This window comes from Alcanivorax sp. UBA3183 (assembly GCF_002364155.1).
In the GTDB taxonomy this organism is placed as follows: domain Bacteria; phylum Pseudomonadota; class Gammaproteobacteria; order Pseudomonadales; family Alcanivoracaceae; genus Alcanivorax; species Alcanivorax jadensis.
The window spans coordinates 257,139-270,444 of the sequence record NZ_DEXN01000047.1; the positions used below are offsets into that span (position 1 = coordinate 257,139).

14 protein-coding genes are annotated in these 13,306 nt (G+C 59.8%); 9 read left to right on the forward strand and 5 right to left on the reverse strand.

The window, feature by feature from the left end; translation table 11 throughout:
* Positions 1–104 precede the first annotated feature (104 nt).
* On the forward strand, positions 105–566 hold the full coding sequence (locus B3Q33_RS15735) for an LEA type 2 family protein (RefSeq protein WP_035244930.1): 462 nt from the start codon (positions 105–107) through the stop codon (positions 564–566).
* A 172-nt stretch (positions 567–738) separates the two neighbouring features.
* On the opposite strand, the gene B3Q33_RS15740 is transcribed toward B3Q33_RS15735, so the two are convergent.
* A complete protein-coding gene (locus tag B3Q33_RS15740; protein WP_035244931.1) occupies positions 739–1,746 on the reverse strand; it encodes an AraC family transcriptional regulator in 1,008 nt (335 codons plus the stop codon).
* A gap of 102 nt (positions 1,747–1,848) precedes the next feature.
* Between B3Q33_RS15740 and B3Q33_RS15745 the strand changes: the two genes are divergently transcribed.
* Genes B3Q33_RS15745 through B3Q33_RS15755 form a run of 3 tightly spaced genes read left to right on the forward strand, consistent with a single transcriptional unit; the run spans position 1,849 to position 4,977 of the window.
* Entirely contained in the window at positions 1,849–3,306 is a 1,458-nt protein-coding gene (locus tag B3Q33_RS15745; RefSeq protein ID WP_272975007.1) for a flavin-containing monooxygenase, read from the forward strand.
* Complete coding sequence (locus B3Q33_RS15750) at positions 3,290–4,222, forward strand: alpha/beta hydrolase (protein WP_052042454.1); 933 nt, start codon at positions 3,290–3,292, stop codon at positions 4,220–4,222. The genes B3Q33_RS15745 and B3Q33_RS15750 overlap by 17 nt, the downstream gene beginning before the upstream one ends.
* Positions 4,219–4,977: an SDR family oxidoreductase gene (locus B3Q33_RS15755; RefSeq protein WP_035244932.1), complete on the forward strand. Its 759-nt coding sequence runs from the start codon at positions 4,219–4,221 to the stop codon at positions 4,975–4,977. The genes B3Q33_RS15750 and B3Q33_RS15755 overlap by 4 nt, the downstream gene beginning before the upstream one ends.
* Positions 4,978–5,181: 204 nt before the next feature.
* On the opposite strand, the gene B3Q33_RS15760 is transcribed toward B3Q33_RS15755, so the two are convergent.
* Positions 5,182–5,640 (reverse strand): 3D domain-containing protein, encoded by a 459-nt coding sequence (locus tag B3Q33_RS15760; protein WP_035244933.1) that lies wholly within the window; start codon positions 5,638–5,640, stop codon positions 5,182–5,184.
* 3 nt (positions 5,641–5,643) lie between these two features.
* On the opposite strand from B3Q33_RS15760, the gene B3Q33_RS15765 reads away from it, so the two are divergent.
* Entirely contained in the window at positions 5,644–6,534 is an 891-nt protein-coding gene (locus tag B3Q33_RS15765) for an alpha/beta fold hydrolase (RefSeq protein ID WP_084573377.1), read from the forward strand.
* A gap of 61 nt (positions 6,535–6,595) precedes the next feature.
* Positions 6,596–7,429: an SDR family oxidoreductase gene (locus B3Q33_RS15770; protein WP_035244934.1), complete on the forward strand. Its 834-nt coding sequence runs from the start codon at positions 6,596–6,598 to the stop codon at positions 7,427–7,429.
* 133 nt (positions 7,430–7,562) lie between these two features.
* On the opposite strand, the gene B3Q33_RS15775 is transcribed toward B3Q33_RS15770, so the two are convergent.
* Positions 7,563–8,147, reverse strand: a complete 585-nt coding sequence (locus tag B3Q33_RS15775) for an ACP phosphodiesterase (RefSeq protein ID WP_035244935.1) — start codon at positions 8,145–8,147, stop codon at positions 7,563–7,565.
* 48 nt (positions 8,148–8,195) lie between these two features.
* Complete coding sequence (locus B3Q33_RS15780) at positions 8,196–8,534, reverse strand: histidine triad nucleotide-binding protein (protein ID WP_273008875.1); 339 nt, start codon at positions 8,532–8,534, stop codon at positions 8,196–8,198.
* A 351-nt stretch (positions 8,535–8,885) separates the two neighbouring features.
* Between B3Q33_RS15780 and B3Q33_RS15785 the strand changes: the two genes are divergently transcribed.
* On the forward strand, positions 8,886–9,794 hold the full coding sequence (locus tag B3Q33_RS15785; RefSeq protein ID WP_035244937.1) for a 6-pyruvoyl trahydropterin synthase family protein: 909 nt from the start codon (positions 8,886–8,888) through the stop codon (positions 9,792–9,794).
* 340 nt (positions 9,795–10,134) lie between these two features.
* On the opposite strand, the gene B3Q33_RS15790 is transcribed toward B3Q33_RS15785, so the two are convergent.
* Positions 10,135–11,082 carry a LysR family transcriptional regulator gene (locus B3Q33_RS15790; RefSeq protein ID WP_035245492.1) on the reverse strand — a complete coding sequence of 316 codons (948 nt, stop codon included), beginning with the start codon at positions 11,080–11,082 and terminating at the stop codon, positions 10,135–10,137.
* 522 nt (positions 11,083–11,604) lie between these two features.
* On the opposite strand from B3Q33_RS15790, the gene B3Q33_RS15795 reads away from it, so the two are divergent.
* Together B3Q33_RS15795 and B3Q33_RS15800 are read left to right on the forward strand one after the other, a co-directional pair.
* Positions 11,605–11,877 carry an Arc family DNA-binding protein gene (locus B3Q33_RS15795; RefSeq protein ID WP_035244938.1) on the forward strand — a complete coding sequence of 91 codons (273 nt, stop codon included), beginning with the start codon at positions 11,605–11,607 and terminating at the stop codon, positions 11,875–11,877.
* A 125-nt stretch (positions 11,878–12,002) separates the two neighbouring features.
* On the forward strand, positions 12,003–13,232 hold the full coding sequence (locus B3Q33_RS15800) for a GGDEF domain-containing protein (RefSeq protein ID WP_035244939.1): 1,230 nt from the start codon (positions 12,003–12,005) through the stop codon (positions 13,230–13,232).
* Positions 13,233–13,306 lie beyond the last annotated feature (74 nt).

Sequence of the window (13,306 nt, forward strand, 5' to 3'; positions counted from 1 at the left end):
TGCACCTATCCCGCTTCACCCCCGCGACGAATCATCTGCCCTTCATTGATGCAACTTTCCCGCTATGCTTGCCTCTAACAGAGCCAATGCCAAGGAGTTCGGGAATGAAAAAAGTACTTTCGCTATGGCTGATCACGGCCACCATCGTGCTGGCGGGCTGTCAACGACTGGGGTCGCTGGAGGCGCCGGAAGTCAGCGTATCCGGCATTGCCCTCAACAGTATCAGCCTGTTTGAACAGGAATGGGGGCTCACTTTGCGTGCCCGCAATCCCAATGACCGGGAACTGACGCTGAAGAGCCTGGACTATGAGATCTTTATCAACGGCGAAAAGTTTGCCCGCGGCCTCACCGGCGACAGCGTCACCCTGCCCGCCATGGGCGATGCCCAAGTGACCACCACGATTACCACCAGCCTGCTGAGCAGCCTCAAACAGTTGCAGAAAATCCAGCAGCAACAGGACAAGCCGCTGCAGTATCGCCTGGTCGGCAAAGCCAGAGTCGCCGGGGTACCCTTGCCCCTGTCCTTCGACAAGGAAGGCGAAATGAAACTGCCGGCGATGCCTTGACCCTTCTTTGAAAAGCATTTTTTTACCACAGAGGGCACAGAGCACACCGAGATAGAACAGTGGTGTTACCTGTGCCCTTAGTGGTTAACCAGACAGCTTCTCGTTTGCTTGATAGCTCCCAACCCAAACCGATTTTTCCCTCAGTGTCCTCTGTGCCCTCTGTGGTAAAAAATCACTTCCCCTGACGCTCGCGTCGAAACCGGGCCGGAGTCTGCCCGGTCCAGCGGCGGAAAGCGTGATTGAAGTTGGACAGTTCGGAGAAACCCAGTCGATCGCTGATCTCTTCCATGCCCAGCCCGCCCAGAATCAACCACTGCTCCGCCAGCATCCGTCGCACTTCATCGAGCAACTCCCGGTAACCGGTGCCCTCAGTGCGCAGCTGCCGACGCAGTGTGCGACTGGTCACACCCAACTCTGATGCCATGGCTTCCATATCCGGAAAGCGGCCCGGCTGGCTAAGCAGGCGGCGGCGCACCCGTAACGCCACCCCACCCTGTCGATAGCGCTGCACCAGCAGTTGCTGGCATTGCTCCTCGCAGAGCCGGGCGGTAACCGGGTTGGCCTGAGGCAAGGGCATATCCAGAAGACCAGCGACAAACCGGGCCTGACTGTGAGACTGATCGAAACAGGGCGGCAACCCGAAAATAGCGGTAAACGGCGCAGGATCCTGCTCAGGCAATCGCAGGGCCAGGGAGGACAGCGGAATACGGCTGGCGAACAATTCTTCCTGGACCATCATCACCGCGCTGGCATCCCGTGCCAGCAGGTAGGGGCGAATGGTTTCCGGTAACCCGCTGTCATCCAGGATCAACACCGCCTCCCCCTGCTCCTCCTCAAGGCGGATATCCAGGAAGGCAAAGGTCAGATCCAGATAGCGCACCCCCAGCTCCACCGCCTGCCGAAAGGTAGGGCTACTGAGCAGGGCAAAGCCCCACACCCCGTAACTGCTCAGGTGATAACGCTGCCCCATAGCCAGGCCATGTCTGACCGGATCATCCAGCTGCGCACAAAGGTTCTCCACCACCCGGCGCTCCTGGGCCCGCTCGATGGTCGCCTCCGGCCGATGCAGCATTGCCGGGTCAATATCGCTGCCTGCCAGACAGGCCTGCGCGTCCAGCCCCTGTTCGGCGGCGTAGGCCATTTGCAGGCGCACACTGGTGATGGCACGACGTACATCCATGAAATGTCCGTTTCCCACAATTTTCTGTCCCAGAATGCCATAAACAAGACGTATCCGTCCCGTTAGAGTAACCATCAATAAAAGACTATTGGGATGTTTACCATGCAAGTGACCCACAACGTGGTGATTATCGGTGCCGGCTTCGGCGGACTCGGCATGGCCATTCGCCTGAAAGCCCAGGGCGAAGAGAATATTTTGATGATCGAGAAAGGCCACGACGTGGGTGGCTGCTGGCGCGACAACACCTACCCTGGCGCCGCCTGCGATGTGCCTTCCCATCTGTATTCGTTTTCCTTCGAGCGCCATTACCCGTGGAGCCGCCGCTTCGCGCCGCAACAGGAAATCTTTTCCTACCAGCAATACTGTGCGCGCAAGTACGACCTGTACCGGCATATCCGCTTCAACACGGAAGTCGCCGACGCCCGCTACCAGGATGAAGACGGCATCTGGGAATTGACCCTGACCAACGGTGACACCCTCACTACCCGGGTACTGATCACCGCCACCGGCCAGCTCAACCAGCCCGCCTACCCGCCGCTGTCCGGTATCGAGGATTTCGCTGGTGCGCATTTCCACAGCGCCCGCTGGGACCACGACGTGGACCTGACCGGCAAAACCGTGGCCGTGGTGGGCACTGGCGCCAGCGCCATCCAGTTCGTGCCGGAAGTGGCCAAGGTGGCCGGCAAAGTAAAACTGTTCCAGCGCTCCGCTGCCCATGTGATTGCCAAACCGGATCGCGCCTACAGCAAACTGGAACACCAGGTACTGAGCAAGGCACCCATTACCCAGACCCTGGACCGGCTACGCATTTATGCCACCAACGAATCACGGGCCCTGGGCTTTACCACTTTCCAGAAGGCCATGAAGGTGTACGAGTGGCTGTTCAGTCGGCACCTGAAGCAGCAGATCAAGGATCCCGCCCTGCGCGAGAAACTGACCCCGGATTACCCCATGGGCTGCAAGCGCATTCTGATGTCCAACGATTACTACCCGGCCCTGGCACAGGACCATGTGGAGGTGATCAACCACGGCATCAGTTCGGTGGACCAGCGCGGCCTCACCGACAGCACCGGCACACATCACGACGCCGATGTGATCATCTACGGCACCGGCTTCAAAGCCACCGACTTTCTCACCCCCATGACCATTACCGGCCGTGACGGGGCAGACCTGAACGCGGTGTGGAAAGATGGCGCCGAAGCCTACCTGGGTATCACCGTGCGCGGCTTTCCCAACCTGTTCATGCTCTATGGCCCCAACACCAATCTAGGCCACAACTCCATCATCTACATGCTGGAAAGCCAGATTCACTACATCCTGCAATGTGTAGCGGAGATGGACGAACAGGGCATCAAGGCACTGGAAGTCCGCGACCGGGTTCAGGAAGACTTCAACAAGACGGTGCAGGACAAAATCAGCAATACCGTCTGGGACAAGGGTTGTCATAGCTGGTACAAAACCGAAAGCGGCAAGAACACCAACAACTGGCCCGGCTTCACCTTCGACTACCGCCGCCAGACACGGACCCTGGATTTGAATGACTATGAGCTCCTTCGTTGAACGAATCAGCCGGGCCCAGTCCGGCACCCAGCAATTGCTGGCCGGCGCCCTGCGCCAGTCCCTGGCAATGCTGTTCAAACCGGTGGCCAACCCCCGCTTCAGCGTCAAGACACAGCGGCGCTGGCTGGACATCATGGCCAAAACCACGCTGGTCGCCCGGGATGTACCCTGCCATGAGGCTCCCCTGGGGGACGTACCCTGCCGGCACTATGCGCCGCTGAATGCCCAAGGCACCGTGCTTTATCTGCACGGTGGTGGTTATGTGGCTGGCAGCCCGGAAAGCCACCGCTCGGTTACCTCGCACCTGGCAAAATTCGCCAATGCCCGCGTGGTCGTACCGGACTACCGGCTGGCGCCGGAGCATGCCTGCCCCGCCGCCATCGAGGATGCCGTGGCTGTGTATCAAGCCCTGCTGGCAGAGGGCGTGGACCCGGCTACCCTGACCATCGCCGGCGATTCCGCTGGCGGCGGTCTTGCCCTGGCCGCCCTGCAAGCCCTGAAAGCGGAAAAGATCGCCTTGCCCAGCAGCACCATCCTGATTTCTCCCTGGGTGGACCTGAGCCTCAACGACCTGTTCGACACTGACCGGGACATCATGCTCAGCCACGCCTGGCTGGCCAGTGCCGCTGGCGCCTATGGCGGTGATGATCCGACTCGCCCGGCCTGCTCCCCGCTCAATGGCGACCTGACGGGCCTGCCTCCGGTATTGATCCAGTCCGGTAGCGACGAGATCCTGCTCAACGACAGCCACCGCCTGTGCGCCGCCCTGAACGACGCCGGCACCCCGGCCCGTCTGCAGGTACACCCGCAACGCTGGCATGATTTCCAGCTCCACGCCGGTGTACTGGCCGATGCGGATCAGGCGCTGATGACCTGCGCCCGCTTTATCCACCAACACTGGAACCCCGCCGCATGAAACGCATCCTGATCACCGGCGCCGCCAGTGGCATCGGCCTGACCACCGCCAAACACTTCCACGAGAAAGGCTGGCGAGTGGGCCTGACCGACGTCAACGACACCGCCCTGGTGCGGCTGGCGAAGGAACTGGACAACAGCTGGTATCGGCCCCTGGACGTGACCGACAGCATTGCCTGTCAGCATGCCTGCAGAGACTTTGCTGAAGACGGCGGTATCGACGTGCTGTTCAACTGTGCCGGTATTCTGCGCATGGGACCCTTTGAGTCCATCAGCGCGGAACAACACAAGCAGATCATCGACATCAACGTGACCGGCCTGATCAACATGAGCCTGGCTGCCCACCCCTTCCTGCAAGATAGCAAGGCCGCCGCGGTGATCAACATGAGTTCCGCCTCGGCCCTGTACGGGGTGCCGCATCTAGCCTCCTATTCCGCCAGCAAGTTCGCGGTGCGTTCGCTCACCGAATCGCTGAATATCGAATGGGGTCGGCAGGGCATCCGCGTGGTCGATATCATGCCGCCGTTCGTGAAGACCCCCATGGTGGAAAAGGCCAGCTTCCGGGCACCGGTGGTGGACCGCATGGGCGTCAACCTGAGCGCCGACGATGTGGCCAAAAAGGTCTGGCAGGCCGCCAATGAAAAAGTCCCGGTACACAACCCGGTGGGCCTCACCTTCAAACTGATCAAGCTCCTCGACAAAGCCCTGCCCAGCGCCTCGACACGGTTGTTCATGAGCTTTCTGAGTCGGGACTGACCCTCCCACCTCTGTAGGAGCGGCGCTCTCTGTGCCCCGCGGGTATGAGCCGCGAATGGGGCGTGGCGGCCCCCTTCCGGGTTATCGGTGCTCTACTCGGAGAAACCTGCCGAGCCCTGCAATCCCTGATCGCCCATGGCCGATTCCCTCGCAAGCGAGGGTTCGCGGCTCGAGCGCCGCTCCTACGACGGAGGTGATAGCAAGCTACTCCCCGGCCTGAGGAGCCTGAAAAGTAATCTTCACCTTCCTCCGCCCCCATTCCCGGGCCGCCTGCACATCCTCGCCCATGTAGATATCGATCTTCTTTTTCCAGCGCCAGTGCATCTTGTCCTTCACCACCCAGGTACCGGGCAGGCCTTCGATCTGCAGCTGCGCGTTATGACCCAGCCCCATGGGAATCAGATCCCGCGACACCGCAATGGACTTCATTCCTGGTTTGAGGCGATCCCCCCAGGCAGCCAGGGCATGGTCCGCTCCCGCCCCCTGGCCGTGCAGGGAATTGTAGGCCGTGGCAGTGACCATCATGGTCACCGTGTTCGGTGCGGGCTCGGCAGGCTTGCGCTGATCCGCTTCGCACCGCGCCACCAGCCAGGTCAGTGCCACCAGCACCAGGGTAAAATCGGCGGCATTCACTCGCCGTTGCGGGCTGACTGCTAGGCTCATGGCATGATTCTCCGTCTGGTCACTCTTATTATGCTTCACGGTCTGCTGTCGGCCTGCAACCTGGTTTCCGACAAGAGGGCGGAGGACACGGCTGCGCCCGCAGCCCTCACCGACACCCTGCGCCACTGGCAACCCGCCGACAATCCCGATGCGGTGATCCTTGGCCTGCACAGCTTTGGCGATTACGGCGCTGCCTTCGACGCGCTGGGCCCCTACTTTGCCGACAACGGACACCTGCTGGTCAGTTATGACCAGGCCGGGTTCGGCGAACGCGCCCAGCAAGGGCAGTGGGCCGGGGAAGACCAGCTGGTGTCAGAAGCGGTCTATCAGATCGAGCAACTCTATGAACGCTATCAGCGCCCGGTGTTCCTGGTGGGTGAAAGTCTGGGAGGCGCCGTGGCGATGCTGGCAGCGCTGGAGGTGCCTGACAAAGTGGCCGGAATAGTGCTCGCCGGGCCTGCTGTGCGCGAGGGCATCCGCCTGCGCTACGGCTGGAATGCCGCCATCGCCAGCGCCGCCTTTCTGGCTCCCGGATACCAGCTGACGGTAAACCGCGACCCCGATGACCCCAACCTGGCGGCTGACAGCGCCCAACGTCTGGCAAACGACCCTCGGGTGATCCGCGAAGTCCGCATGGATGCCTACTGGGGGCTGATCCAGCTGGCCGACAGTGCCAGCGACCAGGCGCCATCATTACAGGTGCCCTCGCTGCTGCTCTATGGCGGCAAGGATAACTCCGTGCCGGCAGCCGGCATCAACCATCTGCACGACCACCTTGCCGACCGAGGCGAGTACCGCTTCTACCCCCAGGGCCCGCACCTGCTGCTGCAGGGGCCACAGTGGCAAAACGTCGCCGACCATATTCTCGACTGGGTCGCCCGCACTTCCCCCTGAGATTGGCCTCACAGGACACAGCCATGCTGTTAAGCTGGCGCAAACCCTAGCGGAGCAAACCATGAGCAAGCGTGTTCTGATTACCGGCGGCAATTCCGGCATCGGCTACTGTACCGCCGAACAACTGGCCGGCCACGGCGCGGAAGTGTCCCTGGCCTGTCGCGACCAGACCAAGGGCCAGGCCGCCATCGCTCGCATCAAGAACCGCCATCCGGACGCCAAAGTGCGACTGTTTCCGCTGGACCTTTCCGATCTGGAAAATGTGCGCGACAACGCGGCTCTGATCTACCGCGAACTCGGTGAACTGGACGTGCTGATCAACAACGCCGGCGTGGTGCCGACCCAGCAGGAATTCACCCGCGACGGCTACGAAATGCAGTTCGGCGTCAATTACCTGGCCCCGGTGCTGTTCACCCACCTGATGTTGCCGTTGCTGAAGAAAGGCAACCAGCCGCGCATTCTGCACGTGGCGTCCGTAGCCCACTGGCTCGGGCGCATCAACAAGAAAACCTGGCGTGGGCGCAAGCCCTACCTGGTAATGGATGCCTACGGCCAATCGAAACTGGGCAACATCCTGTTCAGCAATGTGCTCGCCGAGCACCTGCAGGAGCTCGGCATCACCAGCAACGCCCTGCACCCGGGAGGCGTGGACACACCGATATTCCGCCATGTCCCCAAGGCCGCCATGGCCCTGATCCGCCCGACCCTCACCACCCCGGAAAAAGCCGCCACCCTGCCCGTCAGCCTGGCCCTGGATCCGCAGTACGACGGGGTAACCGGTGAATACTTCGCCAACCACAAACCGGCCCTGCGCTCACCCCGGGCACGCAATGCAAAGCTGGCGGAAGAGCTGTATTACGACACCATGGCGGAGCTGGATCTGCCCACGCTGTGAAAAACCCACCACAGTGGTAACAGCGACAACGCTTTTCCCGTAGGAGCTATGCTTGCATGGCGAAAAGGGCCCTCTGCTTGCAAGGCAACCTGAAACCTTTTTCGCCATGCAGGCATAGCTCCTACAAAGAATGCTATTCCTCCACCCGTGCGGCTTTTACCACGCCCTGAAGCTCGGGATAGAAATCCAGAAACCCCCGCTCCAGCTCCTGATAGCGGGGCTCGATTTCCTCGACGATGCCGGCAAAATCATTGGCAAAACGAATACGCCCGGCGATCACATCCAGCGCCTGCCCCACCCGCTCCAGCTCACGGTACTGATTGAGCAGGTCGTGCTCAATCAGCCGTTCCACTCTTGCCCGCATGGGCGCATGCATCAGCCCCAGGCCGGACTGTAGATGCTGGTAGTGGCGGGTAATGGCCGCCTCGCGGTCATGGTCATAAAACGCCGACCAGTGCTGCCACAGAAAATGGTCAAACAGCACGTCCAGGGCCACACCGGCAAAGCGGCGCCGTGTTGACGAGAAGCTGCGCCGCTGAGCCTGCACCCAGGGGTGGTTATCGGTGAAACGGTCCACCAGACGGTGATTGTCCAGGCCCCGCCGCACCGGCTCACTGAGCCGGGATCGTTCCACCCCATGCATGAAATCCCCCAGCACATTGCCGACCTTGGATGGCACAGACGGCCGAGCCAGGGAGAGGTGTGCCAGATAATTCATGGTCGCTCCTGGAGGCGGCGCACAATCAGCGCCAGGCCTTGACCACCTTCAGCCCGGCGGCCAGCTGAACGGGCGGCCACCCAGAACGTGTACATGCAGGTGGAAAACGGTCTGGCTGGCGCCGGCGCCGTTGTTCACGTTAAGGCGGAAATCTTCCAGCCCTTCCTGTTCGGCAACACGGCTTGCCACCAGCAGCAGGTGCCCAAGCAGGGCCTGATCCGCCTCTTCGGCATCAGACAACTTGGGAATGGGCTTCTTGGGGATCACCAGGAAGTGGGTGGGCGCCTGGGGGTTGATATCCCGGAAGGCCAAGCACTGGTCGTCTTCGAAGATGATATCGGCGGGAATCTCGCGGTCGATGATCTTGGAAAAAAGGGTTTCAGCCATGGTTCGAATCGCTCCGGATAGGCAAGGGCGAGCAGTTTTCAGGGCCGAAGGGTGTGCCCCGGTTCACAGCTCGCACGGTAACTGCGCGTAAAATGTTCGCTGTGTGTGGCGCACACCTTAGCGGCAGCCCAGAATAATGGCATTATAGCACCTGAATCCATGACTTCAGCGTGGATGCATGGCGCGAGAATTTGTTGTCACAGGAGGTTTTCTGAGGAAGTGTCGTATCAGGGAATACGATCGACCGAAGAAAACCTACTGTGGCAGCAAAGGCTTGCGTCAGGCGCCGCGATGAAGTCATGGATTCAGGTGAAAGTCTGTCGAAACCCAACCTTATTCCACCGGAACCGCATGGCCACTCTTTTTGTCGAAAATTTAACCGTCGCCGATTTCTCCTACCTGCACCCCAAGCGCGGCATGGTCGGCGAGTCATGGCTGGTCGATCTGGAATTGACCGGCGACCTGGATCATCAGGGCATGGTGTTCGACTTCGGCCATATCAAGAAGCGCATCAAGCAGATCATCGATGACAATGTGGACCACAGGCTGCTGGTGCCGGTGGACAGCGAGCACGCCACGGTGAGCGAGCGGGACAACAACACCAGCCTGGAATGGCTCTACCGGGGCGGCACCATCCGCATGGTAGCGCCCAGCGAAAGCCTGCTGCTGATGAGCGGCCCGGAAGTCTCCAAGGCCAATCTGACCCTGTTCCTGATGGACCTGGTACAACAGGTGGTGCCGGACAATGTGGCCGAGGTGCGCATCGTGCTGCGCGAGGAAGATACTGGGACCGCGCCTTTCTATCATTATTCCCATGGTCTGAAGAAACACGACGGCAATTGCCAGCGCATTGCCCACGGCCACCGCTCCGGCATCCATATCTTCGAGAATGGCCGGCGCAGCCGCTACTGGGAAAAGCTCTGGGCGGACCGCTGGGAAGATATCTACCTGGGTACCGAAGAAGACCTGGAAGGGACCTACTACATCGAGGAAATCCCCCACCACCGCTTCCGCTACGATGCCCCCCAGGGGCACTTCGAACTGGTGATCCCGGAAGATCATTGCTACCTGGTCGACACAGACACCACCGTGGAGCAACTGGCCGGGCACATCGCCGAGCAACTGGCCACCGAAGCCCCCGGCAAGCACTTCCGCGTGCGTGCCTTTGAAGGCATCGGCAAGGGCGCCATCGCCGAAGCCGGCGAAAACATGCCCGGCAAGACCCACAGCGGCTGGCTCAGCGGCGCGACGGTGATTTGAGAAGTAGCGGCTACCTAAGAGCTGTAACGCGGGAAGGACTGCACCCCATTAACAGGGCCGTACCCGCGACCCAAAGGCTGTAGGAGCGGCACTGGCGGCGCTATTAAATGTAGGAGCACCTCTTGCAGGTGCGAACCGAGCGTAGCGAGGCAACAGAGGGTTATCTGTCCGCGGTTCTTTCTGAAACCTGTCGAGCTCTGAGATTCCTGATCGCCCTGCGGGCGATTTCCGCGCAAGCGCGGTTCGCCGTGCAAGCATAGCTCCTACAAGCGGTTTCGTAGAAATGCCGAGGTCTGAGGGACTTTCCACCCTTTCCCTATCCAACCAGCGTAGCTCGTAGCTACTCCTCCGCCAGAATGCTTTCCGCCTCTTCCTGAATCAGTCTTCTCAACCAGCGATGGGCCACGTTGTGGTGTAGTAACGACGACCAGGCCATTTTCAGTTCGAACTGGGGAATGTCGAAGGGCGGCTCCTTGATCAGCAAACGTTCGTTCTGTGCCTGCATGCGCGCCACGCGGCTGGGCAGGGTGGCGACCAGGTCGTTGTTCATGGCGAGCAACGCGGGCATCTGGTAGTGACGGGTAAAGATACTGATCTTGCGGCTCTTGCCCAACTGCTCCAGGGCATGATCAATCCAGCCCAGCCCGCCGAGTTTTTCCGGATTCATGCCGAAGCCCACCCCGAAACCGGTTTTCGATACCCAGATATGCTGTGCCGACAGGTAGCTGTCCAGGTTGAAATCGCTGGCAATGGGGTTATCCCGATTTAACAGACAGGAAAAGGAGTCCTTCCACAGGCTCACCTGATGAAAGGAGCCGGGAATCTCGTTGAAGCGGTTCACCGCCATGTCCACCCGGCCCTGCTCCATGTCCTGGTAACTGACATCCGACGGCGTCAGAAAATCCAGCACCACGTTGGGGGCTTCGGCACGCAGGCGGCGCACGATATGAGGCACCAGGGTGGCTTCCGCATAGTCGCTGGTCATGATGCGAAACACCCTACGACTATCCGAGGGCTTGAATACATCTTCCGGGGTAAACAACTGCTCCGCCTGAGACAGAATCTGGCGAACCAGCGGGCGTAATTCCTGAGCACGCTCGGTTGCGGTCATGCCGTCACTGGTGCGAATCAGCAGCGGATCGCCAAACAGTTCGCGCAGTCGCTTGAGTGAATTGCTCATGGCAGGCTGGGTGATGCCCAGTTGCTCCGCCGCCCGGGTCACATTCTGCTCGCGCAACAGCACGTCCAGGTACTTGAGCAGGTTCAGGTCAGCCGCGCCAATATTCATGGTGTGAATCATCACTCAAGGAAGCATCATTGAAATGGATTCTAGCGCCCGACAGCGAGACTGTCACATGAGAACAGCACATGTTTTATGCATCACGCAACATTCGACATCCCATCCAGCAGCATCCGTGGCGCATGTCGCATGGAGCGTTATTCAATGTAAAAGCAATTTTTACCGTTTTCAGTGTTAACCGGGTCGCTGTTTGAGGCTTAATGGCAAGCTGCCAGTATCGCCTAAAGGCAAAAAAATGCGTAAGGTCTGAAGCATTGTTAACACTACACCCTGTCGTGTTGTCTAAGCCGGCACTCTGCCATCAGAGTGCTGAATATTGTTCGCGGGTGTGATTCAGACCTGAATCTGTGACTTCAGCGTGGATGCATGGCGCAAGAGTTAGTTGTCACAGGGCCTTTTCTGAAGAAGCACCATATCAGGGGATACGGTCGACTGAAGAAAATGTTCTGTGGCGGCAAAGGCTTACGTCAGGCGCCGCGGTGAAGTCACGGATTCAGGTCAGAGGTTACTATGACAAGCAGCGCAACCACGCGAGCCGAGAAGTTCGTGGTTCGATTTCCCAATGGCATGCGTGGCGAAGTGGCGCAAGCCGCCGGCCTGAGCCATCGCAGCATGAATGCGGAGATCATTGCCCGCTTGCAGCACAGTCTCAGCAATTGGCCAGCTACTTTGCCCCATGGCGAAACAGCAATTCCTGACGGCAACGAGGAAGCGTACCTGCTGGAACGCTTCCGGCGCCTGCCAGCGGGGAAACAACAGGCACTTCTGGCCCTGCTGGACTGAGCACTAACGACCTTCTGTCCATACAATATGCCGTTGGCGGCCTGTGATTTTTTTCAATAACGGGCATACTCTATGATGAAACATGGCCGCCATCGACTCACGGACAGAAAGGAGCCTTACCGGCCGTGACAGCTCCCCAGAACCAAAATCCACTTCCCACTGGCAATGACATCAGCTTGCCGTGGCATCTGCGTCTGCCCAAGCCGCTGGAAAAAGATTTTCGCCTGTATTTTCTGGCCAGCGTGTCGAAGGTGGCACCCTGGGCGCTGGGACTGGTCTCCATTCTGATCGCCACCGCCATGCTGATCGAATCCTGGATCGGCACGGATGTGATCACCAATTCCTGGCGTCCCCGGCTGTTCACCCTGATGCTGGCCGGCGGCTGCGTTATCCTCGCCCGCACACTCCAGTGGCGGGAGTGGCTTCACCCGGCCACGCTGGCACTGGCCTTCGCCATCGCCCTGACCGGCAATTATCTGGGCGTGCATGTTGAACACCCGCTCTCCTATACCTTTTTCCTGCACACCCCGATGTCGATCATCATGATCTGCATTCTGGTTCGTGTGCCGTTCTATTCCGCACTGCTCAGCTCCACGGTGATGATCGGCGCCATGGTCGCCACGCTGATCGCCAACCCGGAACGAACCCCCTTCGAGGCCACCACCCTGACCATGGTGACTCTGGCCTTTGCCAGCATGAGCCTGTTTGGCCAGTACGTGTATGAGCGGTTGTTGCGCCAGCACTTCCTTTCCGAGCACGTGCTTTACCAACACCGCAACGAGCTGCACTCCGCCAACCTGGTGCTGGAAAACCAGGCCACCGTGGATGGCCTCACCGGCTGCATCAACCGGCGCGGCATGGAGTCCCGGCTCAATCACCTGTTCCATCTGCACAAGCAGGGAAACCCGGATGCACCGGAACGTATCAGCCTGCTGCTGTTCGATATCGATTTTTTCAAACAGTACAACGATACCTACGGCCACCCGGCCGGGGATGAATGCCTCAAGAAAATATCCAACGTCCCCCTTTCCATGGTGCAGGCGGACACCGATTTTGTGGCGCGCTATGGCGGCGAGGAATTTGTCATCGTTCTCACTGACTCCAGCTTCAACGATGCCCTGGTGTTTGCCGAACGGATGCGTAACCGGGTAGAGCAACTGGGTCTGCCCCACAGCGGCTCCCGGGTCAGCCAGGTGGTCACCATCAGCGTCGGCGTCTCCTGCTCCGACCACGGCGCCAGCAACAGTGCCGAATTGCTCAAACAGGCCGACGAAGCCCTCTATCAGGCCAAGGGTGCCGGGCGTAATCGGGTGGCGCTGATGAACAGTCAGGGGTTGGTGGAGATGTTGAGTTAGTTGATAATTGAGAATGGATAATTGATAACTGCGCGATCGGTGTTACTGCAATTTTAAACGCAAGAGGCCGCGCC

Excerpts from the sequence above, each read along its gene's own strand:
- B3Q33_RS15745 (WP_272975007.1), top strand. The coding sequence starts at position 1,849 with ATGCAAGTGACCCACAACGTGGTGATTATCGGTGCCGGCTTCGGCGGA.
- B3Q33_RS15770 (WP_035244934.1), top strand. The coding sequence starts at position 6,596 with ATGAGCAAGCGTGTTCTGATTACCGGCGGCAATTCCGGCATCGGCTAC.
- B3Q33_RS15735 (WP_035244930.1), top strand. The coding sequence starts at position 105 with ATGAAAAAAGTACTTTCGCTATGGCTGATCACGGCCACCATCGTGCTG.
- B3Q33_RS15760 (WP_035244933.1), bottom strand. The coding sequence starts at position 5,640 with ATGAGCCTAGCAGTCAGCCCGCAACGGCGAGTGAATGCCGCCGATTTT.
- B3Q33_RS15790 (WP_035245492.1), bottom strand. The coding sequence starts at position 11,082 with ATGAATATTGGCGCGGCTGACCTGAACCTGCTCAAGTACCTGGACGTG.
- B3Q33_RS15780 (WP_273008875.1), bottom strand. The coding sequence starts at position 8,534 with ATGGCTGAAACCCTTTTTTCCAAGATCATCGACCGCGAGATTCCCGCC.
- B3Q33_RS15765 (WP_084573377.1), top strand. The coding sequence starts at position 5,644 with ATGATTCTCCGTCTGGTCACTCTTATTATGCTTCACGGTCTGCTGTCG.
- B3Q33_RS15795 (WP_035244938.1), top strand. The coding sequence starts at position 11,605 with ATGACAAGCAGCGCAACCACGCGAGCCGAGAAGTTCGTGGTTCGATTT.
- B3Q33_RS15755 (WP_035244932.1), top strand. The coding sequence starts at position 4,219 with ATGAAACGCATCCTGATCACCGGCGCCGCCAGTGGCATCGGCCTGACC.
- B3Q33_RS15750 (WP_052042454.1), top strand. The coding sequence starts at position 3,290 with ATGAGCTCCTTCGTTGAACGAATCAGCCGGGCCCAGTCCGGCACCCAG.
- B3Q33_RS15785 (WP_035244937.1), top strand. The coding sequence starts at position 8,886 with ATGGCCACTCTTTTTGTCGAAAATTTAACCGTCGCCGATTTCTCCTAC.
- B3Q33_RS15740 (WP_035244931.1), bottom strand. The coding sequence starts at position 1,746 with ATGGATGTACGTCGTGCCATCACCAGTGTGCGCCTGCAAATGGCCTAC.
- B3Q33_RS15775 (WP_035244935.1), bottom strand. The coding sequence starts at position 8,147 with ATGAATTATCTGGCACACCTCTCCCTGGCTCGGCCGTCTGTGCCATCC.